Source organism: Litchfieldella qijiaojingensis (assembly GCF_014651875.1).
GTDB lineage: Bacteria > Pseudomonadota > Gammaproteobacteria > Pseudomonadales > Halomonadaceae > Litchfieldella > Litchfieldella qijiaojingensis.
This window is the reverse complement of the sequence record NZ_BMXS01000014.1, coordinates 82,658-108,707: the sequence shown is the minus strand read 5'-3', so window position 1 is coordinate 108,707 and position 26,050 is coordinate 82,658. Positions and strand designations below refer to the sequence as shown.

The window sequence follows — 26,050 nt, the reverse complement described above, 5'->3', positions numbered from 1 at the left end:
GGAGATCTGACAACTGTCGCTGGAGTGACGTGACGCGTCAGAAGCAAAGGACAATCGGATTGCTATGATATTCAACCTAAACGATCCCAGTTTCATTCTCGCTCTGCATGATATAGCGGCACGCGAGCCGGAGCGCTTGTTCGGGAGCTTCGACCAACGCCCCCTGACGTTCGGACAGCTCGACCGTCAGGCCGAGGCACTCGCAGCCTACCTTCGCCGGGAGTTGGGCATTCGCCCAGGCGAGCGTGCCGCGGTCATGATGCATAACGGCCCGGAGGCCATTGCTATCCTGTTCGCCCTGGCCAAGGCCGGTATCGTCTGGGTGCCGGTCAATGCGCGCCAGCGCGGCAATGGATTGAAGTACATTCTCGAGCACTGCGATCCCGCGGTCCTGTTTACCGATGCCGACATGTGGCCGGTCGTTGTCGATAGCGGGGCGGCATTCACGGGCAAGACGCTGCTGCTGGGAGGCGGGGAAGACACGATCTCCGAGCACCTGGACGGCAGGGAAAGGCTGGACGCACCGGCGCCTGCCATGTCGGAGTTGTACGCCTTGATGTACACCTCCGGCACGACGGGCAAGCCAAAGGGGGTACGCGTCACGCACGCGATGATGGCCTATGCCCTCAAGAGCGTCGAGCTGCTGTGCTCGATCAAGCCGGGCGACGTCTTCTTCCAATGGGAGCCCTTCTATCACATTGGCGGCGCCCAGATGCTACTGCTGCCGCTGTTCTTCGATGTGCGGCTCAGCCTGACCGAGCGCTTCAGCGCCAGTCGCTTCTGGGAGCAGGTCAATGCCAGCGGCGCGACCCACATTCACTACCTGGGAGGGGTGCTGCAGATATTGCTGAAGCAGCCGCCTAGCGAGCTGGAAACCACTCATAACGTACGTATCGCCTGGGGAGGGGGCTGTCCAAGCGACATCTGGTCGACACTGCAGGATCGCTTTGGCTTCGAGATTCGCGAATGTTACGGGATGACGGAAGCCTCGAGCCTGACCACCTTCAATGCCGAAGGAAAGCCGGGGTCGGTGGGCCGTGCCGTTCCCTGGCTGGACATCGCCATTCACGATGAACAGGATCGCCCGGTACCGACAGGAGAACCAGGCCAGGTGGTGGTCCGTGAAACGCAGCCTGGCGTGCTGTTCGATGGCTACTTCCGCAACGCCGAGGCCACGGAGAAGACGCTAGCAAACGGCATGCTGCATACCGGCGACCGCGGCTGGCTCGATTCGGACGGCTTTCTCTACTTTCTCGGGCGCATCACCGATAGCGTGCGCTGTCGGGGCGAGAACGTCTCGGCCTGGGAGGTGGAATCGGTCACCCAGCAGCACCCCGATGTCGAGGAGTGCGCGATGATCGGTGTCGCTGCCGACATCGGTGAGCAGGAGATCAAGCTCTTCCTGAAGCCGAAGGCCGGTCGCGTCATCGAGCTGCGTGAGCTTTACCTCTGGCTGAAGGAGCGCCTGGCCTCCTACCAGTGCCCACGCTATCTCGCCATCGTGGATGAGTTCGAGCGAACCCCCAGCCACCGCATCGTCAAGCATTGCCTGCCCACGACCCTACACGAAGCCTGGGATAGCCAACGGCTTCATTGACCATGAACCAGAGGACAAAATGGATAACAACGACAAGAGAAAAGACCCGACCACCTGCCCTACAACTAGAAAAGAGGAGACCAACAGCATGGTCCATGTACTGAGCAAGACTGCCGCCATTACCACCCTGACTCTGGCAGTAAACAGCTTTGCCTACGCCGACGTTTGGGACCTTCCTTCTCCGCAACCGTCGGATAACTATATCACCGAGAACGTAAGCTGGTTCGCCGACCAGGTACGTGAGGCCACCGATGGCGAGCTGGACATACGCGTTCATCCGAGCGGGTCGCTGTTTCCCGGCGATCAGATCAAGCGCGCCGTTCAGCGCGACCAGGCACAGATTGGCGTTCACGTCCTTTCTGCCCATCAGAACGAGAACATCCTTTACGGTATCGATTCCGTACCTTTCCTGGCGGATTCCTTTGAAGAGTCCGCACAGCTATGGAAAGTAACCAAACCAGCGCTGGACGAGTTGATGGCGGAGCAGAACCTTCAGCTTCTCTATCACATTCCATGGCCTCCGCAAGGCGTCTTTTTCGACCGAGAGATCGACTCACCTGAAGATGCGGAGGGGCTCAAGTTCCGAGCCTATAACACTGCCACGGCGCGCTTTGCCGAACTGATGGGCATGACGCCGACCCTGATCGAGGAGGCCGAGCTTTCTCAGGCGGCCGCCACCGGCATGGTGCAGTCGCTGATATCCTCCGGAGACCCCGTCTACAACCATCAGCTGTGGGACTACCTCCCCCACTTCTACGATGCCAAGGCTTGGCTCGTCCTCAGCCATGTCTTTGTCAACAAGGACCGGTGGGAAGCCCTCGATGAGGAAACGAGACAGGAAGTCCTGGCCATTGCCGAAGAAGCCGAGCAGCGCGGTGAGGAGCAGGCCAGGGAACTCACCGATACTCTCAAGAACCGGCTGAGCGACAAAGGAGTCTCGATCAACCAGCCCAACGAGGAACTGCAAGCGGAATTCACCCGTATCGGTGAAGAGATGCAGGAGGAGTGGTTAGAGCAAGCCGGCGAACAAGGCCAGCAACTGGTAGAGGAATATCGTGCAATGCAGTGACAGCACGATTCACGTCCCCATTCCATGGAATGGGGACTCCGCTTAGCTGGATGAAACTAGGGGTAGCTCCCATGAACACCTCCTCTTCTCGTGCAGCCAGATGGCTGGAAAAGCTTTATCGGGTCTTCGGATATCTTGCCGCGCTTTGCATTTTCATCATGCTGGTCGTGATCGTCGTCCAGGTGGTGCTGCGCTGGAGTGGCATGACCCTGCCTGGCGCCACCAACTATGCCGGCTACCTGATGGGCGCCAGCACTTTTCTTGCTGCGGCCTATACCTTTCATGAAGGTGGGCATATCCGCGTCGGCCTCCTGGTGGAGCGGCTTGGGCGCTTTCGTCCCATCGGCGAAGTGTGGTGCCTGCTGGTCGCTAGCGGCATTGCCGGCTTCATCACGTGGCATGCCTTCGATGCGGCCTACTGGTCCTACCGGTTTGGTGACGTCTCATCAGGGCAAGATGCGATGGCGCTCTGGATACCCCAGTCGCTGCTTGCGCTTGGCTCCACGGCCTTCACGATTTCGATACTCGATCATTTCGTGCGCACCCTGGCCGCTTTGATTCGTTCCGCACGCGCCAATAACCACGGAACCCATCCCGTGAGGAGTCTTTGATGGATTTCACTGAACTGGCCATTGCGCTTCTGCTCATCCTTTTCCTACTGCTGGGCTCCGGCGTCTGGATTGCCTTATCCCTGGTCGGGGTGGCCATCGTGTGCATCGCGTTTTTCACTGGCCGCCCGATCGGGGCCTCGATGTACAGCACGCTTTGGACGTCATCGACGAGCTGGACGCTCACGGCCCTTCCTCTATTCATCTGGATGGGAGAAATCCTTTACCGCACACGACTTTCAGAAAGTCTCTTCCGCGGGTTAAGCCCTTGGCTCAGTTGGCTGCCTGGGCGGTTGATGCATACCAATGTCATCGGCTGCACCCTGTTCGCCGCGGTCTCTGGCTCTTCCGCCGCCACGCTGACCACCGTAGGCAAGATGTCCATGCCTGAGCTCAGCAAACGTGGCTATTCCGATTTCATGAGCGTGGGGACCTTGGCCGGCGCCTCCACCCTTGGCCTGATGATTCCCCCCTCGCTGACAATGATCGTCTATGGCGTCATTACCAATCAGTCCATCCCCAAGCTTTTTATCGCGGGGATACTCCCTGGCTTGATATTGGCCGCGCTGTTCATGGGTTATGTCGTGGCCTGGGGAATCCTTAAAAAGCCAAATATTGTCAAAGAGCCGGCCATGACAATGAAACATCGCCTCTATGAATCGCGCCTGCTGATTCCTGTCGCGCTGTTGATCATTACCGTGATCGGCTCGATGTACTCCGGCCTCGCTACGGCGACAGAAGCCGCCGCCCTCGGGGTCGTCGGTGCCCTGCTGCTTGCCGCCATACAACGCAGCCTGACCTTTTCCTCGCTGGTGGAAAGCCTGATGGGGGCAGCGAAGACCTCCTGCATGATCGCCCTGATACTGGCAGGCGCCTCGTTCCTGACGCTGGCCATGGGGTTCACCGGGCTGCCGCGCGGCCTCGCCGAGTGGGTGGGGTCTCTGGATCTCTCTCCCTTCATGCTCCTGGTGGCGCTGATGCTCGTCTATATCGTGCTGGGCTGCTTTCTCGATGGTATCTCGGCAGTGGTGCTGACCATGGCAGTCGTCACGCCCATGCTCAACGCGGCCGGCATCGATCTGCTCTGGTTCGGTATTTTCGTCCTGGTCATGGTGGAGATGGCCCAGATAACGCCCCCCGTAGGCTTCAATCTCTTCGTCATGAAAGGCCTGACCAACCACAGTCTTGGTTTCATCGCCAAAGCGGCGGCGCCGATGTTCCTGATCATGGCTCTCATGGCGCTGTTGCTGATTGCCTTCCCCGGCTTGGCAACGTTTCTGCCTGGCTATATGAATGAGGCTACGATGTGACCCGATCCTGGCCGTTGTCATCACGCCCCCTGACTTGGGGGCGTGCGGAACATGGGGGTGAACTTGACCCTCGCGCTGAAGTGAGCCGTGCAGCGGTGAATACCATGAACGAGGGGCTGCCGCCAATGGCGTCACTGCCGTGCTAGCATGCCAGGATCCAACTTCGCCTTAACCTCGATAAGGGATGATTCATGGAAGAGTTCAGCCTGAGATGGCTGCTGGGTCAGGGCGTCAGCCTGGTGGCCTTGGCCTTGTGCATAGTGGCATTCGCCAGCAAGCGCGACGACCGGCTGTTCGTCCTGCTGCTGTTCGCCAATGTCGCCTTCGCCACGCAGTTCGCTCTCTTCCAGAGCTGGGTGGCCGCAGGCATTTCGGCACTGATCGTGCTGCGCATCGCCTTGGTGCGCCGCTTCCCGCGCCACCGCGCCGTCATGGCGTGGATGCTGCTCGCCACGCTGGTGGTGGCCGCTCTGACATGGAGCGGCCCACGGGATATCCCGGCCCTGGCCGCAGGGCTGCTGGGCACCTATGGCATGTTCATGCTGCGCGGAATACCCATGCGCGTCGCCCTGGCCGTGGCGGCCGTATGCTGGGTCATCAGCAACCTGCTGGCAGGCTCGATCGGCGGCACGGTCGCCGAAAGCCTGATCTTCCTGACCAATGTCATCACCATGCTGCGCTTGAGGCGCGACGCTCGGCTGCAGTGTACGGCGTAAGGAAGCGGCTGGCGCCGAGCAATGATTAGATGGCGCGCTCCGTTATCCAGATGAACGTGTCTGCGCGTTCAAGTCAATATACTCGCCTGCCTAGGCATCGTCGCAGGCGTCAGCCGGGATTAGCGCACAAACCCTCCGCTTCTACGGCGTGGCGAAATCCGAGTGCCGCCCACCCAGCGCTCGGCAGAGGTATGCTCGAGCCAGGAACGACGCCCTTCTAGGATGGCCCAGCCCAGGTCCATCAGGGCGAGACGTCGACTTATGCATGAACAACGGCTTTTGGGTCATTCGAGTGGCACGACCGAAGCGATGCCACTACGTTCAGGAGTGCAAAATAACAATCGAGGTGGCACATGGAAGTCAAACGCATCATGTCCAACACACCGACGTCGGACCTCAGCAAGGCGGAAGCCTTTTACGGAGACATACTGGGCCTCGAGTTGCTGATGGATCACGGCTGGTTTCGTGCGTACGGCTCGGATGAAAAGATGACCGTTCAGGTGAGTTTCGGTACCGAGGGCGGCTCAGGGACTCCTGTGCCCGATCTGTCCATCGAAGTGGATGATATCGAAGCGGCCTTGGCAAGGTTCGAAGAGGCGAACGTGCCTATCGAGTATGGGCCCGCAAGCGAGCCTTGGGGCGTGCGGCGATTCTATGTTCGCGATCCTTTCGGGAAGCTCATCAATATCTTGCAGCACGAATGAAGAAGGCGCCCTGTAGTGGGGGTGCCACCGCGTGGATCGACGATGAGAGCAGCCAGGCGATAGAGAGATTGCCGTTCATGTACCTTGGCTCAGCCATGTGCGGTCAGCCGCGCGAACAACGGCATCAGCAGCGCGAACAGCTCCGCCTGGGAGGAAATGTTGCACTTGGCGTAGAGCTGGCGGCGGAAGACCTTTACCGTCTGGGTGCTGACCTCCAGGTGCAGGCTAATGGCCAGGGACGAATGCCCCCTCAGGATGAACAGGGCCACTTCGGCCTGGCGCGGACTCAGCCGGATGCCGTGCTCCTGCTCCAAGGCCTCGCGCAGGCGTTTCTCTAGAGGCGCCGATGACGCCCCGGCGGCATCCTCGGAACGGTAGTTCCGCCAATGCGTCTCCAGCAGGGCGCTGAGGCTCATCTCGTGTCGCTGCAGGGCCTGGATCTCGCGCTTGCCGAAGGGGCTGCCGCTGGAACGGTCCCTGCCGAAGCAGGCAGTTAGCGTAATGTTGTCAGTAATGGTGGCAAAGACCGCTACTTCATCGAGTAGCGTGGTCTGCTTATAGTAGTTGTTGTAGTAATGGGTGCGCCGGAAGTGATCCGGTGCCACATCCATCAACCGTCTTACGCCCTGCACATCGCCCTTGAGATGCTCGTGGTAGAACGGATCCAGCAGATAGGCCCCGCCCAAGTACTGGTTGTCCATCGGCAGATAGACCACCGGATCGGTATATTCCCTGTAGAGCACCGTCGGTCGGTGTTCACCGTGATAGGCAATGATGATCAGATTGTCGAAGGCGGCCAGCCCCCGCACCAACGCGGAGAGCTGACGGGGCAGTTCGGATGTCGCCAAGGCCTTGATGGTATTGGCCAGAGCCTCGTCGTGTTCGCTGTGTTTCACCTATTCCAAGCCCGCAAAACCATACCACGCTGGGGTTATATACCCCCCGTCGCCCGCTCAATAACGTTGTAAACAGAGTGGTTACTACATATCGCAGTCTAGCCGGGCCCATGTAACACCGGCAACTGCGGGACTGAGCTGCTCATTCGTGGAGGCCATGCCTGCCATCTTAACGCGTCGTACCGGCCTGGCAGGTGCCCGGCGTCGGCGTCAACGTGTACTGGAGACGGATCATGTCGGAAAACAATATCAAACTGGAGAGAACTCTATCCCTGAAGGCCGTGGTGCTTTTCGGTCTGGCATACATGACGCCGCTGATCGTGCTCGGCACCTTCGGCGTGATCGCCAGCACCACCAACGGTGCTGTGCCCACGGCCTACCTCATCACCACCGTTGCCATGCTATTCACGGCGTACAGTTACGGCATCATGGCGCGCACCTACCCGGTATCGGGTTCTGCCTATACCTACGCGCGCAAGGCCATCGACTCGCGGGTCGGCTTCATGGTGGGCTGGAGCGTGCTGCTGGACTACTTCTTCCTGCCCATGGTGATCTGGCTGATTGGCGCCGCCTACTTGAACGCGCGCTTCCCGGAAGTGCCAAGTTGGATCTTCCTGCTGGGCTTCATTGGTATCACCACTTTCCTTAATGTCTACGGCATCAAGCTGGCGTCCAAGGTGAACTCGTTGCTGATGATGTTCCAGATACTGGTCATCGGCTTCTTCGTGCTGCTGTCGGTGCGCCATGTGTTCGCGACCGGCGGCGCCGACGCCCTGTTCAGCTTGGGGCCGTTTGTCGGTGACGATGCCGGCTTTACTGCCATTGCCGCGGGCGCAGCGGTGGCGGCCTATTCCTTCCTCGGCTTCGATGCCGTCACCACCCTGACCGAAGAGACCATCGAGCCCAAGCGCAACATTCCGCGGGCAATCATGCTCACCGCATTGATCGGCGGTGGCATATACGTGCTCGTAGGTTACACCACCCAGCTGGCGCATCCGGGCAGCAACTTCGTCAACGCCGATTCCGCCGCATTCGAGATTGCCAGGACCATTGGCGCGGACCTGTTCGGGGCCATCTTCCTGGCCGGGATGGTGCTGGCGCAATTCACCTCCGGCCTGGCCGCCCAGGCCAGTGCCTCACGCCTGCTGTTCGCTATGGGGCGGGATGCGGTACTGCCGCGCAAGCTGTTCGGTGCCCTGCATCCGCGCTTCCACACCCCGGTATTCAGCATCGTGCTGACCGGCGCCATCGGCATCATCGCCCTGTTCCTGGATGTGTTGTCCGCCGCCTCGTTCATCAATTTCGGGGCTTTCATCGCCTTCACCATGGTCAACCTTTCCGTGATCTTCCTGGTCAGCAACGACGAGGATGCCAGGCGCCGCTATGGTGTCCTCAAGGGCATGGTGGTGCCGCTGATCGGTGCCCTGGTCAACCTCTGGCTGATGAGCAAGCTGGACATCAATGCGGTGATCCTGGGGCTGATCTGGCTCTCGATCGGGCTGGCACAGCTGATCTACCTGACCCGTTTCTTCCGTCGTGAACCGCCGGAAGTCGACTTTGACGAATCAGAACCTGAGCCGGCGCCTGCCTCGGTGAAAGCTAACCTGTAATGGAGCCCCCATGCCAAGATACTTGCCCGTCCTGCTGGTCCAGGAAGCCTCCCGTCAGCCCGGCATGGACGCCGAGCTACGGGACTTCGAGGCCGAGCTGGCTGAGCACTTGAGCGACTTCGGGCCCGAGTTCGAACAACCAAGGATGGTGGTTTACCCGGAGATCCATCTCTGTGGTGCCACCGGCACCCCAGAGCAGCGACGTGCGCAGTTGGAAGCCGCCGCCGAACCGATCGACGGCCCCCGTAACCGGCATCTGGCGCGTATCGCCCGCAACTTGGGTATCTGGTTGCTGCCGGGCACGGTCTGCGAACGGGGCGAGGATGGCCACCTGTACAACACCGCACCGGTGTACTCGCCCGAAGGCGAGCGGGTGGCAGCCTACCGCAAGTGTTTCCCCTGGCGCCCCTACGAGCCCTATCGGCCGGGAAATCGCTTCGAGGTGTTCGATATTCCCGGGGTAGGTCGGGTCGGCCTGGCGATCTGTTACGACATCTGGTTTCCCGAAGTGGTACGGCAACTGGCCTGGCTAGGGGCCGATGTGGTCATCAACCAGGTCGCCACCTCCACCTGCGACCGCGCCCAGGAGCAGGTGCTGGTGCAGGCCAATGCCATCTTCAACCAGGTGTTCATGGTCAGCGCGAACGCGGCCACGCCCTCCGGCGAGGGCCAGAGCCTCATCGTCGACCCCGAAGGCCACGTCCGCACGCGGATGCCGGGGGCGACCTCTGGCATCCTCACCGATGTTCTGAACCTGGATGAGGTGGAGCGTGTGCGCACCTTCGGCACTGCGGGCTTGAACCGCGTATGGTCGCAATTCCGAGAAGACGACCCAGTACTGGAACTGCCAATGTACGAGGGCCGGATCGATCCACGCCAATGGAAGCCGGGGCGATGAACGACCAACCTTTCTCGGGAAATTCGGCCGTCACCATCAAGGTCCAGGTTCTCGAAACTATTCTGGGCGGATGCACCTGATGAGGCAGCAGCTCCGTGGCGCGCTTGCGCTGCTGTTCGAGGTTGAAGCGGCCGTGTTACGTGGCGTCTCGCCGGGGATGAGTGGTCATACGATTCCCTCCATGCGCCTGTGTCCGCCAGCCAGGCTGGGAGTCGTATGGAGTAGTCGATATGAAGCAATGGGCGCAGCCCTTTCCGTGGACGGGGACGCCTATGCGGCGCTGCCCTTAGCCTCTCTATGAACGCGAGGAAGTGTCAATCGGGGAGACATGGATGCGGCGGCTCTTCCAGACCCACTAAGCAGTCATTCAGTTGGCAAGGCGGCTACTACAGCCACAGTTTGCAGCAGCCATCGGATGGTGGAGATGGAGGTTGAGGGCACAATCATCGACTACAGATAATCACGCAAGTCGGGAATTGGTGAGGTCGCCTCGCAGTGCAACACTGCCATCACCCGAATACCATGATGGTCTTCCAGCCGCTCACGCTCCGGCTTGGAAAGCATGCCATTGGTAACGACAACGGCCTTTTCCATCACGCGCCCGCGGGCTTCGACATGCAGATAGTCCACTAACTCCCGATATTCCTGTCGATAACGCTGCATATAGGCCAGTTGTTCGAAGGCGTGGGGAATATCACCGGCACCCTTCAACTCGACCAGTACGGCGGCGTTGCGTTGATTGCCCTGCCACAGGAAAAGGCCATCACATTTTGGTTGGTTATCGCACAATACGCAGCCATCGAGTACCACCGCGACAGCCTGCTCCCCTGCCTTGGGCATCAGACGGACTTGCTTGCCCTGCTCACCGAGCGTCAGTACCTCGAGGCACAGCGGCTGGGTATTACCCATCTTCCGACAAGCACAGTTCTGGTACTTCCCAAGATTCATGAAGCGCGATGCTCCCACTGGATATCGCGCATCTCATCGTAGAGGCGATTGATATCGTTGAAGTGGCTAAGGAGCTTGTCGTCGAGCAGCCCCACGTCGGGGGCCATCAGCGAGTGGGCGTCGCTAGGCGTGATGAAATAGGCAGCCACCTCTTCTGGTGACAACGGCAATAGCGACCGAATATCATCGCTGGGGATCTCCAAGCCGTCGATCTGGCTGCGCTTGAGATGGTTGTTGAGCGCCTCGACGATGAAGGGGCTGTGGGTGGTGACGATGAACTGGGTGTTGGGAAAGGTTGCCAGCAGGTCACCCACCACCCGCTGTTGCCATTCGGGATGCAGGTGAAGATCGACTTCGTCGATCATTACCACCGCTTCCGACGCCAGCGGATCATCCAGGTGAGGGTTAGCCATCGCCATGCGTGAGCTGAGGTCAATGACCAACCCCAGCAGCGTCTGATAGCCATCGCTGAGTTGGGCGATGTTCAACCATTCCCCCTGCTGCTTGACTGCAAAGCGCAGCGGATTGAGCTCGATATGCGGCTCGGAGAGGTCGGGGAACAGCCGCATGATGGCGCGGCGTACGGCATCCAGCTCAGGCAGGGTTACGTCGAAGCTCTTGTGCTGCTTCTGCAGCCGGTGCTCCTCGTTCTCCTTGTTGTAGAACCAGACGAAGGCCGACTTGAAGCGCGTATCGGCATTCAGTGCATTGGCCAGGGCATCGAAGCGTTCGTGGGACTTGGGAAAGCCCTTGCGACTCGAGGGCAGATCCAGTAGGGCGCGGCTGACGCCATAGTAAGCGAATACAGGCAGCTCGAAGGATTCACCGGCTGCCCAGGGATCGATGACGGTATTATCCAGATGCTGCTTGAGTGCCTTGACGCCGAGCCCCGGGGGAATCTCGCCAGCCGTCTTCCTGCTGTTATCGCGCCTTTGCAATCGGTCCCAGGCCAGGCCTTGAGAGGTCTCCAGGGTAATTCGGGTATAGGGCGCCAGATGGTTATCCCGCTGATGAATGTCGCCCTGCTTCTTGAAGGTCATGCCGGATACGCTCGGCAGGTAGGTCAGGATCTCGCCAAGCCCGATGGCAATACCATCCAGCAAGGTCGTCTTGCCACTGCCATTGGCCCCCATCAACAGGGTCAGACGCTGCCCCAGCTTCATCGACAACGATGGCTTGGCGCGAAAGTTCTCCAATGTCAGGTACTTGAGCTTCATTCAGGGGCTTCTCAGCAGCAGTCAACCGAATTCTGCAGTTTGGCATGTTAGCAAAGTGCGGTCGACCGTTGCTGGTTTCCAGCCACGGTAGCGGATGTGGAGAAGGCCCATTCACCCTCGCTGGGCCATGGCCTGACGGAACTCGGCTTGGTAGGCCTCAGAATGCTGCGCCGGCTCGGCCGGGAAGCGTCCCAGCTCGACGGCGAGGTCGAAGAACCCCTTGGCTGGCAGGCCCTCGCCCCTGCGACTGACGACCAGTGCGGCGATGAAGGGCCGCCCCTGCTCGGCGTCCTCGCGCATTAGCTCTTCTAGCCCCAAGGCGACACGGTGGATGGTGCGCGGTGGCTCTAGTGCCAGCATCTCGGCGAGTTGCTGGTAGGTCATCGGCAGCATCTCTTCGGGTGCCGTCTCGAGGATCTGTCTGACCTGTGCGGCAAGCTGGGTATTGCGATGTTGGGCTGTCATGGCTCTCTTGATCAGCGCCCGGATAGCATTGTCTAGGTCGCTATTCTGGTTGGCATAGCTCGGGACATCCACTCTACACGGCCGTCAATTGCGCCCGACACTGGTTGACGTTGCTGGAAAAATGCCTTCCGAGTGTCTAAAAACTTGGGACGGTTCAGTCCACCGTCTAAAGAAGTCGGTAACATAGGCCGCCAATGGCGAGCTATCGACCGAGATTTCATCCAAGCTGTTGATGGCAGACCGGCACGTGACTTCAGGTATCGTAGAGCCTGAGTATCGAACAGCCAATTCTCTCACATATTCGCGGCTGAATTCTGGATGAAACTGTACGGAAAGCGCCGGAAAATCATATTGGATAATACCGTTAGGGCAATGCTCTGACCCACCTATCACTTTGGCTTCAGGAGGTAGTATTGCAACTTGATCTTGGTGAAAAACAAATGCTCCTGTTGAGAAGCACTCGCTGGAGAGGGAGGAATAATATTTTTGGACCCCGACACCCCAGCCGTTTTTCGCTTTTTGCGTCAGGCCTCCAAAGGCATCTACCATGATTTGATGCCCGAAGCAGATGCCAAATATCGGACGATTAATATCTTTTACCTGACGAAGAAGCGCTCGCATGGGCTGCATCCATAACAGCTCATCGTAGCTGCTATGACGAGATCCGGACAAAATGTAACCATCATAGGTGTCAGGAAAGGGTAATGGCTCCCCCAACACTGGTGAACATGAATGAAAAATCGCCTCAGGCAGGCTGGGGCTAAGCCAACGCATGATCATCTCTGGATATGAGCCATGGACTGGCTTCAGGTCATCAGGAACCAGACCATTTTCAAATATACAAATCTTCATTTCATTTGACCGCTGCAATGTTAACCATGAAAAGCTTGATACAATCAGCAATAATCGGATTTGATATTCTGCTTGATATCACGCAGCACCAACAGCTTGAAGCCTCTCCCGCTCATCGAGCAACATCTTGCGATAAAGTGGCTGTTGCTTTTCTCCATTGATGGATGCGATACCGATCAAGGTCCCATCGCGATAATATCCCAGGGAAAATGTCTCTCCACTAGTGAACGGTGCATCCAGGCTTCCTGCGATAGGCTTCACGGTATCGCCAAGTGATGGCATGCCAATCCCCTGAATCTTGACGTCAAACTGATCGCTCCAGAACGAAGGGACAATGGGCCTTGGGGCTGCATGTGCAGGCGCCCTCTCCCCCTCAAGGTGGCACAAGAGGCTGGCGACACCACATCGAGCCGTTTCCGCGGCAATATTCCAGTGCTCAATCCTGCGAGGTGAGTCATCGAAAAGGGGATTCTTGAAACGCGCTATGTCTCCTACGGCGATGACATTGGGATACCCCGGGAGCATCAGGTCGCTATGGCATAGCACACCATTGTCGAGGTCTAAGCCGTTTCCAACCAACCATTCCGTGTTCGGCGCCGCTCCCACTGCCTCGACCAATATATCGGCATCGATAACCGTCTCATCAGTCAACCTCAGGCACAGGGGGCCACCGTCAGGATCATGCTTTATCTCGGATATCTGGGAGTCCAGATAAAGCTCGACGCCGTGAGAACGATGATAGGCCAGCAACCCCTCTGAGAAGGCTTTTCCCAGTACGTTGATCAACGGTGCTTTAGCGGCATCGACGACCGTTACGTGACAGCCCAGCTTGCGAGCTGTGGCTGCTAGCTCACAGCCTATGAAGCCAGCACCGGCGATGGCGATACGGCACCCTTTTTTCAGTACCTGGCCAAGTCGCCAGGCATCGTTCAACGTGCGGATGCGATAACGCCGTGATTCGCCACCGGATAGCGGCAGTTGTCTTGCACGTAGCCCAGTGGCAATTACCAAACCGCTATAGCGAAGTGTATTGCCATCATCGAATGCAATCTGCTGCTTCTTCAAATCAGATGAGATGGCTCGTCTACCCAATAGCCATTTGATTTCACCCAAGCGCGGCTTAAGGGCAAAGGCCAGTTTTTCATGCATGGCTTCCACAGGCTGACGACTGGCATCGACCAGGGCCTGCTTGGAAAGCGGAGGTCGGTTGTAGGGCAAGTACTCTTCTTCCCCTACCAGGGTGATCGGTCCTGACCAACCCTGGCTGCGCAGTTGCTCAGCACTGCGCAAACCCGCCAAAGAGCTACCGACAATGACGATCGACGATGACATACGACCTACCTCCCGTGATCACGCGCGGACTCTGAAGGCCAGCGGCATGGTAACAGGACCAGTATTACCACTCCGCGGCAACCAGGTCGCATCCCCATCAAGCCGTACCTGACACAGTCTTTTGGCTAGCAGAGGGAGAGCGATGCTCATATCGCTCTTGGCGATGAAATGGCCCAAACAATGGTGTGCACCTCCACCAAACCCGAAATGGGGTGGGTGTTCCTCTGCGATATTGAATTCCGGGCTAGGCATGGCGCGAGGATCGGTTCCGGCGGCCTGGGAGAACAAATGCACTGTCGTGCCTTTCGCTATCGAGAGCCCTTGGTATTCAAAGTCTTCCACGGCCTCACGGGTTACCCAGGTAACGGTCGGGTTGGTCCGCATGACCTCGGCTACAGCGTTGCCGGAAAGCTCGGGCCGTTCGGCGAGAAGTTCCCATTGTTCAGGATGCTGCATGAAAGACTCCATGGCCAAACCGAGCTGATTGCGTGTCGTATCCATCCCCCCGAAGATCAGCAGTACCAGCATGACACGCAGCTCATCGCGACTCATGGCGTCATCGTCACGCTGAGCCAGCACCAGCCGTGTCACGAAGTCTTCGCCAGGATCTCGAAGTCGATCATCGATGAGCTGATCGGCATATTGATAAAGACCTTCCAGCGCCTTCTCGATGCGCGGAAGATCCTGCTTCAGGGTTACACCTAACGCGAGACCTAAGGTAGATGACCAGCCTGCGATTTTTTTCCACTCGGTTTCAGGCAGACCCAACATGATGCATATGACACGCGCTGCGTAGGGTTCGGCGAACTCGCTCATGAATTCGCAATGACCACGAGCAGACATGGCATCGATGAGCTCCTCGGCCAGCGCTTGGAAGCGAGGATTCATCTTTTCCAACATTTTGGGAGAGAAAGCAGGGTTTACCAGTCTGCGTAACCTCGCATGGTCGCTTCCCTCAAGGTTCAACAACACATGGTTCCACCAATCGGAGAACGGTCCTTCTGTCACACCGTTATGACGGGGCCACGCAGCACTACCCTGCCGAAGCTTCGGGTGACGTAGCAATTGCTTCATTTCTTCATATCGAAGAATGGCGAGACCATAGTTCGTTCTGGCGAACCAGTTTCTCTCCCGAGCGTCATGCACTTCTTGAGAGTGAATAACGAAGCTGGGATCAGATACATCAAGGTAGTCGCTATCCAACTGTGGTTGAGCCGCAATATTCATGACTTCACCTTTACATTTTTATGATAAACACTTTCAACTGTCCGTCATTCTTTCGATCATACTTACCAGAAATTCCTTGAATCTCTTCCGATTATCTTTCTCATGATCGACGATTTGTTCTCTGAGCCGAAGGGGCATATCACCAGAGCGAGCAAGATAAGCACGTCCAGACTCAGTGGCATCCCATGCCGCCAGCCAGGAGTCGAACATCTCAGGAGTGATTTCCGGATGAAACTGCACCCCAACCTGGCTGCGGTGAATGAATGCCTGATGCGCCATGTCGGTACTGGCCAATAGCGTGGCATGGACAGGAGCATGGAAAGCATCAAAATGGAAGTTGAACCATGGACCACTGGATAACAGGCGAGTATCAGTAGTCCTGACAGGTATCCAGCCAATCTCCGCTGCATGGTTACGGTACGTCTCACCGCCAAGTGCCCTGGCAAGTAGCTGACTGCCAAAGCAAATGCCGAGCACCGGATGGTCTCTGTCAGTGAGCGATTTCAGCCATTTCAGCTCCCGAGTTAACCATGGCAAGGTGTGGTCGTAGGCTGACTCTATGGACCCCATGACCACGACGAGCTGCTCTTCCGCGGGGGTCGGCAGTGGTTGGTCGATATAGGCTATTTCGACTTCGATGGACAAGCTGTCCAGCAATTCAGGTAGCGTTCCCGCCGAATCCTGTCGGCTATGCAGCAGCAATATGGCAGAAGAAATCTTCATGACCCCATCCCGGTTAGAACTGTATCCAAGTGCTCTTCAGTTGCGACATCTTGTCGAGAGCATGCAGAGATTTGTCTCTCCCGTTCCCGGATTCGCCGAAACCACCGAAGGGGACGGTAATATCGCTGCCATCATAGTTATTGACCCAGACCGTGCCGGCCTTGATGTCCCGCGATATTCGATGTGCACGAGAAAGCGAAGATGTCCAGACGGCCGCTGCCAGGCCGAAACGGGTGGCGTTGGCAAGCTCCAATGCCTCGGCCTCGTCTTTAAAGCGAGTCACAGCAAGCACTGGGCCGAAAATCTCTTCTTGAGCGAGAGTCATGTCCTTCTGGACATGGTCGAAGATAGTGGAAGGTAAATAGAAGCCACCCTCACAAGGACTATGACGCTTACCCTCGGAAATGAGGGTTGCGCCTTCTTCACGGCCAATGTCGATGAATCGTTGCACCCGTTCCAGATGCTTCGACTCGATGAGGGCCCCCATCCTGGTTGCCGGGTCCAGCGGGTCCCCTAGCGACCAGGCATCAACGTGAGAGAGCACTCGATCGATGAATTCATCGGCGATCGAGTGCTGAACCAGCAGGCGCGAGCCGGCACTACAGACCTGCCCCTGGTTGTAACAGATCCCCTGCGCCACGGCCTGGGCTGCCTTGTCCAAGTCGTCGGCATCGTCGAATACGATTTGCGGACTCTTTCCTCCACACTCCAGGAAGACTGCCTTCATATTGGATTCTGCGGCATAGCTCAGGAACAGGCGGCCTACCGGCCCCGAGCCGGTAAAGCTGATTGCGTCGACATCAGGGTGGCGGCCCAGCGCCGCACCAGCCGTCTCGCCATAGCCAGGCACCACATTGATCACCCCATCAGGCAACCCGGCGGCAGTCGCCAACTCGGCAAGCCGGATAGCAGTCAGGGGTGATTGCTCCGCCGGCTTCAGGACCACCGTGTTGCCGGCGGCCAAGGCTGGCGCCACCTTCCAGCAGGCAATCATCAGGGGAAAGTTCCACGGCACGACCGCGCCGACGACTCCCAATGGCTCGCGCCTTATGGTGGCCAGCACATCCGACGCCGTTGGGGCGATTTCGTCATAGTGTTTGTCGATGGCCTCGGCATAGAAGCGCAAGCAGTTGATCGAAAGGGGGATGTCATCACGTTTTGCGTGGGTGATCGGCTTTCCCGTATCAAGGCTTTCCAAGAGAGCGAGCTCGTCCTGATGGGACTCGATGATGTCAGCAAGCTGGAGCAGGTAGCGACGACGCTGCTTGGGACTCTGGCGCGCCCACGAACCCGATGCTGCCCTGGCAGCCTTGACGGCTACGCCGATGTCATCTTCATCGCCTTCCGCCACCCGGACCAACAGCTTCCCGTCACGCGGAGACAAGCAATCGAACTGCTTGCCGGAAACAGCCTCACAGGCCCGTCCGCTTATCCATAAATGGCTGGAAAAACACATATCTTTCAGCATGTTATAGAAACCCATCGTTCACTTGTCGTTGTCATTTCGCGCTTCCGGAGGAAGCCCCGACGGTTGTAGCTACAAAACATATGAATCAAAACATATAATGTCAAATGTTTTATAGGAAGTAAGCAAGGACGGTTTATTTTAACAATAGAATCAATCGCTTGATTCACATCCTCTTGCCCGAATCCTAGCCATGGCACATCAAGAAAACCTCCGCAGCCAGGGAAATGCCCCTATACGATAGGAGTGGACGCATATTTCTTGACACATAAAATATGGAGTCATATGTTTTACGTACCCAACGACTATGAACCGGGAGTAGACGCTCGGTAGACAACAACGACACAAGAGGAGATAGCCCTCATGAAGATCTGCGTTGACAGAGGTAAGTGCCAGGACCATGGCCAATGCATCATCGCGGCACCGGACATCTTCCGTTTCGACGAAGATGGCACCCTCCAATACGAACCCCATGTCGATGAAAGCCTGAGAGAGGCTGCTGAGGAAGCCTCGGACGTTTGCCCAGAGCAAGCCATCACGATCGTGGACGAATGAGCACTCATCGACAACCAGATGTGTCACGACAATGACAACCTACAAGATGAGACGGTGATGCTATGAACATCGATCTGGATGACCAGACCAAGAAGGAACTGACTGAGCGAATAGCAAGAATAGAGAAAGGCGAACGACCGAAAGAAATCGAACTGGCGGAATGGATCATGCCAATAGGGCTCTGTGTTCTTATATCGGCCCTTCTGGTGTTGAGTCTTTGATTGTAAATCTCTGACGAAATAGACCTTGTGGACAATAACAATCTATCGAGAGGTCAAAAAAGATGAATGACAACTCAAAAAGCACTACTCCCCAAGCGGAGGAGGCTTCCCATTTTGGGGTGCTACCGGCCATGGCTAATGAGCGCCCCTTCGGATTGACAGACTATGTCATGATGATGGTGGGCTTCGGGATTGCCGCCTGGAGCTTCTTGATCGGAGGCTATACTGGGAGCGTCCTACCCGCGAGTCAGGCGATCCCCGTTATTCTGTTCGGTAATGCCATCCCCGTACTGTTGCTTCTCGGATTGGCCAAATTCTTCTGCAGGTATGGCGTCGACACTTTCATCGGTGCGCGTGTCGTACTTGGGTGGCTGGGAAGTAATGTATTTCTCATCGTATTTGCCATCATCAATCTTGGCTGGATGACGATGGCATCATTCATGCTCGGTGAGTCGTTCACGACACTCCTGGCCGAGTTCAATGCCCCACAATGGGCCGTTGACCGCTCCATTGGCGCTCCATTGTTCGCGATCATGGCCTTCCTCGTGGCTTGGCTAATCGCCTATCGTGGCCCCATCGCGATAAAGTTGTTCAACCGTGTCGGGGTTCCCACCATATTTGCCATTATTGCCGGCCTGATCTTTTATATCCTGTGGGTAGAAGGTCTCGATAAGGCATTCAGCGCCGCGCCGGCAGCTCCCTATGATGACCCCCACCGTGGGCTGGTATCCGCCATCGAGTGGAATGTCGGACTGGGATTTTCTTGGGCAGCATATTTCGGTCAATGGTGCCGTCTCGCCAAGACAGAGAAAACTGCAGTCTGGGGAAGTTTTATAGGTTGGGGCGTGTTATTGAACATCGCAGCCATTCTTGGAGCATTAACGGCGCTTCTCGTCGGTGTCTATGATCCTGCCAAATGGATGATTTCTGCCGGCGGGCCATTCTTCGGGATCCTGGGACTGCTTCTACTTATCTTGGCCAACCTGACCTCGGCAACTATCCTGGTTTACTCACAAGGCATCAGTATCAAAACCATGTTTCCCCAATGGAGCTGGTTAAAGGCCGTTGCAACAACGCTGCCGGCTATGCTCTTGATGCTGACACCGACATTCTACGATGGTTACACCACGTTCCTTTCTTACATATCGTTCATAATGGCAGCAATTGGCGCGGTAATGGTTGTCGAGCTGGTGATCATTCGTCGATACCGTGTAGACATGGTGGGAATGTATGACCGCTCCTCATCAGCCTACCGCTATCAGAACGGAATCAATTATGGAGCTTATTTCGCCATTATTCTAGGCGGCGTCTTCTACTTCTGGACTTATAATCCAGTGGCCGATTCGCCGGGACCACTTTTCCTTTACATGAGCGCCGGCCTTCCTACGTTCTTCATGACAGCTATGGTCTATTGGGCAGTGAGGTACTGGCAGACTGGAAGCAAGAAAGAGGTTGGAGCCTCAGAAGCTTTATAACACCACCCCTACAACGATCCTAGATAAGATTGCACTTACAAGACTAAAAGGATTCTTTACATGACCGCCCTTAATTTTCACATCGAACAAAACATGGATGATGTAAAAGTCCAGGAAATCAAGTCCCGGATCCGGGAGACTGGCGTCAAGTACATTTATTACCAAGTCGTTACGCTTGGAGGAAAGGTACTTGCCAAAGTCGTGCCAGCCACGCAACTTGAACGCAACCTTGCCAAAGGAATCCAGTTTCATCGCACGGCCATCAGCGATATGCAGTCCAACCGTTTTGGAGAACTGATGGGCGGCGGCACCGAGGCTGCTGAGTTCACCGCCATGCCCGACCTGGATACTTTCCGAGTGTTACCCTGGGACAGCAGTGTTGGTATGTTCTTTTGCCGCGTCTACGAGCCAGGTCACCGCCCCGAGGTTGGTGGCCACCCCCTACCCACTGACCCCCGGGGTCTGTTGATTCGCGCGCATGAGGAGTTCATCGGGCGGCAAGGCATGCGACTGAAGTCCGGGTGTGAGCCTGAAATGTCCTGGCTTGGCGATTCCATGAAAATCAATCCCCGGCCGGGAGCGAGTCCAGCCTACCAGCTCAGTAACCTTGAGTTGATGCGCCCTATTTACCAGAAGGTCATCGATTACGCGTCCCAGATGGGGTTCGAGATGATCGAGGGAGACTATGAAGACCCCTATCAGCTCGAGCTGAACTGGATGTTCGACTCCTGTGAACTGACCGCTGATCGCCTCGTGCTTTACCGGCAGATTTGTCGCCAAGTAGCCAAGGAGTTTGGCGTCACGGCAAGCTTCATGCCCAAGCCCTATACGGGTGGAATGGGCAATGGATGCCATCATAACGTCAGCCTGTGGCGAGACGACGTCAATGCCTTCGCAGAGGATGGCCGGACCGACCTCCACTTGAGCGATATCGCACGTTACTCGTTGGGTGGAATGCTGAAGCATACGCCTGGCGCCATGCTCATCATGGCCTCGACCGTAAACTCCTATAAGCGTTTCTGGGATGTGGGACAGTTCGCCCCTTCTCAGGTCAATTGGGGTATGGATAACAAGACCTGCAGCGTGAGGCTATCCGCTATCGGCCGCCTCGAGTACAAGCTGCCTGATGCAAGCGTGAATCCTTATCTCTCACATGTCGCCCTACTGGCTGCCATCGAAAATGGTATCGAACATAAGCTCGACCCTGGGAAAGCCATCGGAACGAGCAGCTATTCACGTGATATCGACGCGAGTGTTCGCATTCCTCTGACGCTGGGCGAGGCCGTGCAGGCTTTCGAAAGCAACCCTGTCATCAAGGGCGCATTTCCTGAGGCCATGTCCTCCCTCTACGCCGAACTGAAAGCGGATGAATGGGCTCGGTATTGCGCCGCTGTGACTGATTGGGAGAGTGACATGTATAAGGAGTATCTGCCGTGAGAGATCAGACATCTCTTAAAGTCATATGCGCAGACTTGCCTGCCCCCCCGCTATTCGAGCGCGACGAAAACGGTAGCCGCCATGGCTACGAAGCTGATGTTGCACGGCTCATTGGTGAAGTGATGGGGTTGCGCGTCGAGTGGATCTATCGGCAATGGGGTGATTTCTATCCCGCGCTTGCCGCTGGTGAAGGTGATCTGCTCCTTTGTGGTCAAGGAATATCGGAATATCGTGCCACACTGGGTGACTTCACCAGGCCCTATGCCATTTTCGATGAATCTGTAATGGTCAAGGCTGAAAGCGACATCGCACGGCCCGAGGACCTTGCCGGGAAGCGAGTTGGAGCGATCGCGAACAGCCTGAACATGCAACTCGCCGAATCGTTCGCCAACGCTATCTGTGTGCCGTTCGATGGTGCCAGCGATGATGTGTTTGGCGATATGGTGCTTGCTTTGAGAAGCGGTGACATCGATGCGCTCGTCGATGATGATGTTGCGTTAGTGCCTCTCGAGGCGGACGATCTCAGGATCGCGTTCACGGTGCCAACACGAAATGCTTGGGGAGCTGTCGTGGCGAAAGGAAATCCAGAGCGGCTTGCTAGAATAAACGTTGCCCTTGACGACATTGTCGCCGATGGCTCGCTAAGGAGGGTTTGGCAGAAATGGATGCCGTCTTTACCTTACCCTTTCGGTTAGGAGGTCGGCAGCCTGCAAGGATTGATGACCCGATGGTGTGATATACTGCCCGGTATTGCGCATCACACTATGGTGCCATGCCGGGCTCGCTGGTTTGCACACGTCCGACAAATGACTTGACTCGGAGCTTCCATGTTTCTCGACATTTTTGAGCTTTGAGCTTTCGGAGAAGTCAGGATGAACTACTTTTCCTCAAGCCAGGATGCATCATTCCTACGGATCCGATCCGAAGGGAAAACCGAGGAAGTCGTAAGGCGGCTGATTGAGGCAATGGACCTCGGCATCTTCGCCGAAGGTGACCAGCTCCCCAGTGAAGCTGACCTTGCCTCGCAGTTTGGGGTGGCCACCGTCACCCTCAGGGAAGCCCTGTCATTACTTCGTGAACAAGGATTCGTGGAAACCCGGCGTGGAAGAAGTGGTGGAAGTTTCGTTAAAGCGAACCTTGAAGTCGCTCATGCGAGGCTAATCGACGAATTCAAACGTTATAGCGTCTTTGACCTTCGTGATTATGCTGATGAACATGCCGCCATCAGCAGTTATGCAGCATGGCTAGCTGCAACGCGAGCGACCCCCGACGATGTCGACCTATTGTTTCAACATGTGAGGCTGATGGAAAAAGCGGAAGGTCGCTCCGAGCAGAGACGCGCGGATATGAGATTTCATGTCAATGTTGCGGTGGTATCCCAGTCTGTACGCTTAACGCAAGCAGAGATGCAGCTACAGTCGGAGCTTGGCATGTTCTTGTGGATGGCTGCTCTAGACGCTTCTGACTTGAAAGCCCACGCAGATAAGCTGTACGCCATTACCGATGCCATTGCTAACGGTAACTGTTCCTTGGCCAGCTCGTTATCGGCAGCGCTCTGCCACAAGCAAGTGAAGCGCATGATCGATGCTCGCTTGGCGCTTGAGACAAATGACATGACCACGTGAGTTAGCAGCATGACATATGATCAAGAATCTCGTTTAGGCGCAGAAGACGAAGAACTTGATCTCCTCTGTGCCAAGAGTATTGAATCTTCGGTTTCCACCATACTCGACACAGTGGAGCAAGTCAGGAATACAGTTCTGGAGATTTGGATACAGAATGCCAATCTCCAGAAGCATGGCGTATCAAAAAAAGACCTGGCGATCCTGCAAGCATCGGTCAAGCAACTGATCTTAGCGGCTGACGTTCATATCAATGGGGCAGGATTCGTTGCCGCACCTGATGTTTTATCGGATGCAAAACTTTATTTGGAGTGGTGGCGACAAGCAGCCAAGCCAGGAAGTTTCATTCCACTCAAGGTTAATCTCGACGAACAGAGTGACACCTTTTACGACTACCCCAACATGCCTTGGTTCTACAAGCCAAGAGATGAGGGCACAGGACATGTGATTGGCCCTTATGTCGACATGTTGGGGGTTGACATGTATATCTGCACTTTTTCCCTTCCTGTTTACTATGACGATATTTTCCTTGGCATTGCAGGTGCAGATGTTCCATTGAATAATCTTGAGCCTGTCGTCATCCCCCATCTCATGAAGCTGAGCAAGCAAGCTGTACTGGTAAATGACGATTTCCGAGTTATCTCATCTAACACTTCAAAATGGCTAGTAGGAGATTTCTTGTCATCTTTTCAACTGTCTCGCTCCAGCAATTGCCACATGATTTCCTTGGATCATTCCGTTGAAAATTGGCGACTTATTGTTTTTAAGGAATAGCACGACTCGTTTAAATCAGGTATCGACATCATATTCTAACGACACGTATCACGAGCACAGTTACCGCCCCTGGAAGCTGATACATATCGGCATCACTTGTGCCCGATATTGGTTTACGCTGAGAAAAAGTGGAAGCGGGAGGCTGAGCGGCGAAGGGGTATCAGGGGGAGAGGGTTGATTTAACAGAGTGATAGATAGGACGCAAGACACACCATGATCGACTGCGGCACATTCGAGGCAACGCTTGAAGCCATCACGGAACTTTGCCATGCACGGGGCTCGGCTCGTGTGCTGGACGTCGGCTGCGGGAGCGGCGCCTTGCTGACCGCGCTAGCCCCCGAGATCCGCCTCGGCGTTGGCATAGACAAAAGCGAAGCTGCCATCGGATTCGCTCGCCGTCGAGCGGAGGGTTTCGACAATCTGACCTTCCATGCCCTGCCTATCGAGCGGCTACCGGACCACCACCCAGGACAGTTCGATGTCATTCTCTTCGTCGGCTCGCTGGAGCATATGGCCGACCCGCACATCGCCCTGAAAGCGGCATCTACCCGGATGCATGAGGGCAGCCGAATTGCCGTGGTGGCGATCTCACCGCAATCGCCCCATGCGATCCTTTCCCATACCGCGTTACGTTGGAGCGCCACTCCGGTGGTGGGTCATCTGGGGGCCAACGACCTGAGGAGCATAGCCAGTCATGTTGGGCTGGAGGTGGAAAGCGTACGCGATCTTTATCGCGGATCGCGCAAGAGACGAAGTGCAAGAGCTGCCGGGTGGCTTCTGAAGCAGTACGACAGGCTAGGCGGCCCAACCTGCATTATCACCCTCAAGCCAGCATCACCTGCCCCCGCCACCAGCCATGAGCTGAACCATACTGTCGTCAGGCCATAGTCCACTTGTAGAAACCGGCGACACCGCATGCTCATCGAGCGGGCAGGCAAGGAGATGATATGAATCCACACGACATGAACCCGGCACGACGCGGTGGTTGGCTGCCACTCACACTGTTGGTGTTTGCCCTCGTGCTGCTGGCCATGGCCGCCCTGCTGATGGGCGGCGCGGGGGCGGCCTATCGCTTTGGGGCGCTTGCGCTGGGAGAGGCTTTCACAACGCTACGCTATGGTGCCTACACGGCTCTTGCGGCTGGCGGGGTGGGGCTGATCGCCCTGGCTGTCGCGATCTGGTATCGGCGACTCAAGACAGCGCTGGTTGGCGGCCTGGTGATCGTGGGCACGGTAGCGCTGTTGGCTACTCCCTTTCATCTCTGGCAGCGGGCCCAGGAGGTACCGCCCATTCACGATATCACCACCGATACCAACGATCCCCCGGTCTTCGAGGCACTGGTCTCAGCCCGGGAGGAAGCGCCCAACGCGGTGGATTATCCCGGTGAAGTCACCGCCCGACAACAGAGCGAGGCCTATCCGGATATCCAGCCATTGGTGATTCAGGCACCACTCCCCACTGTCCTGAGTGCCGCCGAAGCGGCGGTGCTGGACCATGGCTGGGAGCTGGTGGCGGTAACCCCAGACACCATCGAAGCCACCGCTACCACCCGCTGGTTCGGCTTCAAGGACGACGTCGTCATTCGCTTGCGCGAGACTGATGACGGCATACGAGTGGATATGCGCTCCGCCTCGCGGGTTGGCCGTAGCGATCTGGGAACCAACGCCGCACGGATTCGGGACTATCTCGCGGCCCTGGAGCGCCGCGTCGGGGGCTGAGGCCGACCTGCAAACTGAATGCGAATCGCAAGCAAAGATAATCTCAAGCCACTGAAATTATTGTGAAAATTGACCTTTTGTGCGATTCACCATAGGATGCCGGGCTATTACATCCCCCGGCGCTAATGGAAAGATTTACATGAAAGGCAACCAAAACATCATCGACGCCCTGAACGGCCTTCTCGCGGCGGAACTCGCCGCTATGGACCAGTACTTTATCCACGCCGAAATGTACGCCGACTGGGGGCTCACCAAGCTCCACGAGCGCATCGCCCACGAATTCGACGACGAGAAAGGGCACGCCAAACAGCTGATCGAGCGCATCCTGTTCCTGGAGGGCACCCCCGACATGCACACCCGCACCCCGGTGCGTATCGGCCAGGACGTGGAGGATATGCTGGCCAACGATTTGCAGTTGGAGTACGAGGTGGGTGACGCGCTGAAGGAGGCCATCGCCCTCTGCGAGCAGGAGCAGGACTTCCAGACTCGCACCGTGCTGCAGCAGCTGCTGGCCGACACCGAGGAAGATCACGCCCACTGGCTGGAACAGCAACTGCGGCTGATCCGGATGGTGGGGAAGCCGAACTACCTGCTCGCCCAGATGTGAGGCC

At 56.8% G+C, this 26,050-nt stretch carries 27 protein-coding genes; 18 read left to right on the top strand and 9 right to left on the bottom strand.

The window, feature by feature from the left end; all coding sequences use genetic code 11:
* Window positions 1-64 precede the first annotated feature (64 nt).
* From IE093_RS14050 to IE093_RS14025, 6 genes are all read left to right on the top strand, one after another.
* On the top strand, window positions 65-1,597 hold the full coding sequence (locus IE093_RS14050) for a class I adenylate-forming enzyme family protein (RefSeq protein WP_189470241.1): 1,533 nt from the start codon (window positions 65-67) through the stop codon (window positions 1,595-1,597).
* Window positions 1,598-1,685: 88 nt separating this feature from the next.
* On the top strand, window positions 1,686-2,666 hold the full coding sequence (locus tag IE093_RS14045) for a TRAP transporter substrate-binding protein (protein ID WP_189470239.1): 981 nt from the start codon (window positions 1,686-1,688) through the stop codon (window positions 2,664-2,666).
* A gap of 71 nt (window positions 2,667-2,737) precedes the next feature.
* Entirely contained in the window at window positions 2,738-3,277 is a 540-nt protein-coding gene (locus IE093_RS14040; RefSeq protein ID WP_189470237.1) for a TRAP transporter small permease subunit, read from the top strand.
* Window positions 3,277-4,584, top strand: a complete 1,308-nt coding sequence (locus IE093_RS14035; RefSeq protein WP_189470235.1) for a TRAP transporter large permease — start codon at window positions 3,277-3,279, stop codon at window positions 4,582-4,584. The genes IE093_RS14040 and IE093_RS14035 overlap by 1 nt, the downstream gene beginning before the upstream one ends.
* Before the next feature lie 191 nt (window positions 4,585-4,775).
* Complete coding sequence (locus tag IE093_RS14030) at window positions 4,776-5,300, top strand: YgjV family protein (RefSeq protein WP_189470233.1); 525 nt, start codon at window positions 4,776-4,778, stop codon at window positions 5,298-5,300.
* Window positions 5,301-5,653: 353 nt separating this feature from the next.
* Window positions 5,654-6,004, top strand: coding sequence for a VOC family protein (locus IE093_RS14025; protein ID WP_189470231.1), 351 nt, complete (start codon window positions 5,654-5,656; stop codon window positions 6,002-6,004).
* Window positions 6,005-6,093: 89 nt separating this feature from the next.
* On the opposite strand, the gene IE093_RS14020 is transcribed toward IE093_RS14025, so the two are convergent.
* Entirely contained in the window at window positions 6,094-6,900 is an 807-nt protein-coding gene (locus IE093_RS14020) for a helix-turn-helix domain-containing protein (protein ID WP_189470229.1), read from the bottom strand.
* Window positions 6,901-7,133: 233 nt separating this feature from the next.
* On the opposite strand from IE093_RS14020, the gene IE093_RS14015 reads away from it, so the two are divergent.
* Entirely contained in the window at window positions 7,134-8,510 is a 1,377-nt protein-coding gene (locus IE093_RS14015; RefSeq protein ID WP_189470227.1) for an APC family permease, read from the top strand.
* Between the two features lie 10 nt (window positions 8,511-8,520).
* Window positions 8,521-9,408 (top strand): carbon-nitrogen hydrolase family protein, encoded by an 888-nt coding sequence (locus tag IE093_RS14010; protein WP_189470225.1) that lies wholly within the window; start codon window positions 8,521-8,523, stop codon window positions 9,406-9,408.
* A 450-nt stretch (window positions 9,409-9,858) separates the two neighbouring features.
* Here IE093_RS14010 and IE093_RS14005 read toward each other — a convergent pair whose 3' ends face one another.
* From IE093_RS14005 to IE093_RS13970, 8 genes are all read right to left on the bottom strand, one after another.
* Entirely contained in the window at window positions 9,859-10,356 is a 498-nt protein-coding gene (locus tag IE093_RS14005; RefSeq protein WP_229803588.1) for a hypothetical protein, read from the bottom strand.
* Window positions 10,353-11,573, bottom strand: a complete 1,221-nt coding sequence (locus IE093_RS14000) for an AAA family ATPase (RefSeq protein WP_189470223.1) — start codon at window positions 11,571-11,573, stop codon at window positions 10,353-10,355. The genes IE093_RS14005 and IE093_RS14000 overlap by 4 nt, the downstream gene beginning before the upstream one ends.
* Window positions 11,574-11,684: 111 nt before the next feature.
* Window positions 11,685-12,038 (bottom strand): hypothetical protein, encoded by a 354-nt coding sequence (locus tag IE093_RS13995; RefSeq protein ID WP_189470221.1) that lies wholly within the window; start codon window positions 12,036-12,038, stop codon window positions 11,685-11,687.
* A gap of 84 nt (window positions 12,039-12,122) precedes the next feature.
* Window positions 12,123-12,890 (bottom strand): type 1 glutamine amidotransferase, encoded by a 768-nt coding sequence (locus tag IE093_RS13990; RefSeq protein ID WP_189470219.1) that lies wholly within the window; start codon window positions 12,888-12,890, stop codon window positions 12,123-12,125.
* A gap of 78 nt (window positions 12,891-12,968) precedes the next feature.
* A complete protein-coding gene (locus IE093_RS13985; RefSeq protein ID WP_189470217.1) occupies window positions 12,969-14,222 on the bottom strand; it encodes an NAD(P)/FAD-dependent oxidoreductase in 1,254 nt (417 codons plus the stop codon).
* An 18-nt stretch (window positions 14,223-14,240) separates the two neighbouring features.
* A complete protein-coding gene (locus tag IE093_RS13980) occupies window positions 14,241-15,449 on the bottom strand; it encodes a cytochrome P450 (protein WP_189470215.1) in 1,209 nt (402 codons plus the stop codon).
* Between the two features lie 33 nt (window positions 15,450-15,482).
* Window positions 15,483-16,172 carry a type 1 glutamine amidotransferase gene (locus tag IE093_RS13975; protein ID WP_189470214.1) on the bottom strand — a complete coding sequence of 230 codons (690 nt, stop codon included), beginning with the start codon at window positions 16,170-16,172 and terminating at the stop codon, window positions 15,483-15,485.
* 13 nt (window positions 16,173-16,185) lie between these two features.
* A complete protein-coding gene (locus IE093_RS13970) occupies window positions 16,186-17,640 on the bottom strand; it encodes an aldehyde dehydrogenase (RefSeq protein WP_229803586.1) in 1,455 nt (484 codons plus the stop codon).
* 360 nt (window positions 17,641-18,000) lie between these two features.
* Here IE093_RS13970 and IE093_RS13965 point away from each other — a divergent pair, with 360 nt between their 5' ends.
* The 10 genes from IE093_RS13965 (at window position 18,001) to bfr (ending at window position 26,046) form a co-directional block, all read left to right on the top strand.
* Window positions 18,001-18,192, top strand: a complete 192-nt coding sequence (locus IE093_RS13965) for a ferredoxin (protein ID WP_189470210.1) — start codon at window positions 18,001-18,003, stop codon at window positions 18,190-18,192.
* Between the two features lie 62 nt (window positions 18,193-18,254).
* Complete coding sequence (locus IE093_RS13960; protein WP_189470207.1) at window positions 18,255-18,413, top strand: hypothetical protein; 159 nt, start codon at window positions 18,255-18,257, stop codon at window positions 18,411-18,413.
* 62 nt (window positions 18,414-18,475) lie between these two features.
* Entirely contained in the window at window positions 18,476-19,888 is a 1,413-nt protein-coding gene (locus IE093_RS13955; RefSeq protein ID WP_189470205.1) for a cytosine permease, read from the top strand.
* Window positions 19,889-19,948: 60 nt separating this feature from the next.
* On the top strand, window positions 19,949-21,325 hold the full coding sequence (locus tag IE093_RS13950; RefSeq protein WP_189470203.1) for a glutamine synthetase family protein: 1,377 nt from the start codon (window positions 19,949-19,951) through the stop codon (window positions 21,323-21,325).
* On the top strand, window positions 21,322-22,020 hold the full coding sequence (locus IE093_RS13945; RefSeq protein ID WP_189470201.1) for a substrate-binding periplasmic protein: 699 nt from the start codon (window positions 21,322-21,324) through the stop codon (window positions 22,018-22,020). The genes IE093_RS13950 and IE093_RS13945 overlap by 4 nt, the downstream gene beginning before the upstream one ends.
* A 177-nt stretch (window positions 22,021-22,197) precedes the next feature.
* Window positions 22,198-22,950, top strand: a complete 753-nt coding sequence (locus IE093_RS13940; protein WP_189470199.1) for a FadR/GntR family transcriptional regulator — start codon at window positions 22,198-22,200, stop codon at window positions 22,948-22,950.
* 9 nt (window positions 22,951-22,959) lie between these two features.
* Window positions 22,960-23,721 (top strand): PDC sensor domain-containing protein, encoded by a 762-nt coding sequence (locus tag IE093_RS13935; RefSeq protein WP_189470198.1) that lies wholly within the window; start codon window positions 22,960-22,962, stop codon window positions 23,719-23,721.
* 213 nt (window positions 23,722-23,934) lie between these two features.
* Window positions 23,935-24,609, top strand: a complete 675-nt coding sequence (locus IE093_RS13930) for a class I SAM-dependent methyltransferase (RefSeq protein ID WP_189470196.1) — start codon at window positions 23,935-23,937, stop codon at window positions 24,607-24,609.
* 59 nt (window positions 24,610-24,668) lie between these two features.
* Window positions 24,669-25,439, top strand: coding sequence for a DUF1499 domain-containing protein (locus tag IE093_RS13925; protein ID WP_229803584.1), 771 nt, complete (start codon window positions 24,669-24,671; stop codon window positions 25,437-25,439).
* 139 nt (window positions 25,440-25,578) lie between these two features.
* Window positions 25,579-26,046 carry a bacterioferritin gene (gene bfr, locus IE093_RS13920; RefSeq protein ID WP_189470194.1) on the top strand — a complete coding sequence of 156 codons (468 nt, stop codon included), beginning with the start codon at window positions 25,579-25,581 and terminating at the stop codon, window positions 26,044-26,046.
* Window positions 26,047-26,050: the final 4 nt, after the last annotated feature.

What these genes read in the sequence shown, in the direction of transcription:
- IE093_RS14050 (WP_189470241.1), top strand. Translation starts at nt 65, where the DNA reads ATGATATTCAACCTAAACGATCCCAGTTTCATTCTCGCTCTGCATGAT.
- IE093_RS14045 (WP_189470239.1), top strand. Translation starts at nt 1,686, where the DNA reads ATGGTCCATGTACTGAGCAAGACTGCCGCCATTACCACCCTGACTCTG.
- IE093_RS14040 (WP_189470237.1), top strand. Translation starts at nt 2,738, where the DNA reads ATGAACACCTCCTCTTCTCGTGCAGCCAGATGGCTGGAAAAGCTTTAT.
- IE093_RS14035 (WP_189470235.1), top strand. Translation starts at nt 3,277, where the DNA reads ATGGATTTCACTGAACTGGCCATTGCGCTTCTGCTCATCCTTTTCCTA.
- IE093_RS14030 (WP_189470233.1), top strand. Translation starts at nt 4,776, where the DNA reads ATGGAAGAGTTCAGCCTGAGATGGCTGCTGGGTCAGGGCGTCAGCCTG.
- IE093_RS14025 (WP_189470231.1), top strand. Translation starts at nt 5,654, where the DNA reads ATGGAAGTCAAACGCATCATGTCCAACACACCGACGTCGGACCTCAGC.
- IE093_RS14015 (WP_189470227.1), top strand. Translation starts at nt 7,134, where the DNA reads ATGTCGGAAAACAATATCAAACTGGAGAGAACTCTATCCCTGAAGGCC.
- IE093_RS14010 (WP_189470225.1), top strand. Translation starts at nt 8,521, where the DNA reads ATGCCAAGATACTTGCCCGTCCTGCTGGTCCAGGAAGCCTCCCGTCAG.
- IE093_RS14005 (WP_229803588.1), bottom strand. Translation starts at nt 10,356, where the DNA reads ATGAATCTTGGGAAGTACCAGAACTGTGCTTGTCGGAAGATGGGTAAT.
- IE093_RS14000 (WP_189470223.1), bottom strand. Translation starts at nt 11,573, where the DNA reads ATGAAGCTCAAGTACCTGACATTGGAGAACTTTCGCGCCAAGCCATCG.
- IE093_RS13995 (WP_189470221.1), bottom strand. Translation starts at nt 12,038, where the DNA reads ATGACAGCCCAACATCGCAATACCCAGCTTGCCGCACAGGTCAGACAG.
- IE093_RS13990 (WP_189470219.1), bottom strand. Translation starts at nt 12,890, where the DNA reads ATGAAGATTTGTATATTTGAAAATGGTCTGGTTCCTGATGACCTGAAG.
- IE093_RS13985 (WP_189470217.1), bottom strand. Translation starts at nt 14,222, where the DNA reads ATGTCATCGTCGATCGTCATTGTCGGTAGCTCTTTGGCGGGTTTGCGC.
- IE093_RS13980 (WP_189470215.1), bottom strand. Translation starts at nt 15,449, where the DNA reads ATGAATATTGCGGCTCAACCACAGTTGGATAGCGACTACCTTGATGTA.
- IE093_RS13975 (WP_189470214.1), bottom strand. Translation starts at nt 16,172, where the DNA reads ATGAAGATTTCTTCTGCCATATTGCTGCTGCATAGCCGACAGGATTCG.
- IE093_RS13970 (WP_229803586.1), bottom strand. Translation starts at nt 17,640, where the DNA reads ATGCTGAAAGATATGTGTTTTTCCAGCCATTTATGGATAAGCGGACGG.
- IE093_RS13965 (WP_189470210.1), top strand. Translation starts at nt 18,001, where the DNA reads ATGAAGATCTGCGTTGACAGAGGTAAGTGCCAGGACCATGGCCAATGC.
- IE093_RS13960 (WP_189470207.1), top strand. Translation starts at nt 18,255, where the DNA reads ATGAACATCGATCTGGATGACCAGACCAAGAAGGAACTGACTGAGCGA.
- IE093_RS13955 (WP_189470205.1), top strand. Translation starts at nt 18,476, where the DNA reads ATGAATGACAACTCAAAAAGCACTACTCCCCAAGCGGAGGAGGCTTCC.
- IE093_RS13950 (WP_189470203.1), top strand. Translation starts at nt 19,949, where the DNA reads ATGACCGCCCTTAATTTTCACATCGAACAAAACATGGATGATGTAAAA.
- IE093_RS13940 (WP_189470199.1), top strand. Translation starts at nt 22,198, where the DNA reads ATGAACTACTTTTCCTCAAGCCAGGATGCATCATTCCTACGGATCCGA.
- IE093_RS13935 (WP_189470198.1), top strand. Translation starts at nt 22,960, where the DNA reads ATGACATATGATCAAGAATCTCGTTTAGGCGCAGAAGACGAAGAACTT.
- IE093_RS13930 (WP_189470196.1), top strand. Translation starts at nt 23,935, where the DNA reads ATGATCGACTGCGGCACATTCGAGGCAACGCTTGAAGCCATCACGGAA.
- IE093_RS13925 (WP_229803584.1), top strand. Translation starts at nt 24,669, where the DNA reads ATGAATCCACACGACATGAACCCGGCACGACGCGGTGGTTGGCTGCCA.
- bfr (WP_189470194.1), top strand. Translation starts at nt 25,579, where the DNA reads ATGAAAGGCAACCAAAACATCATCGACGCCCTGAACGGCCTTCTCGCG.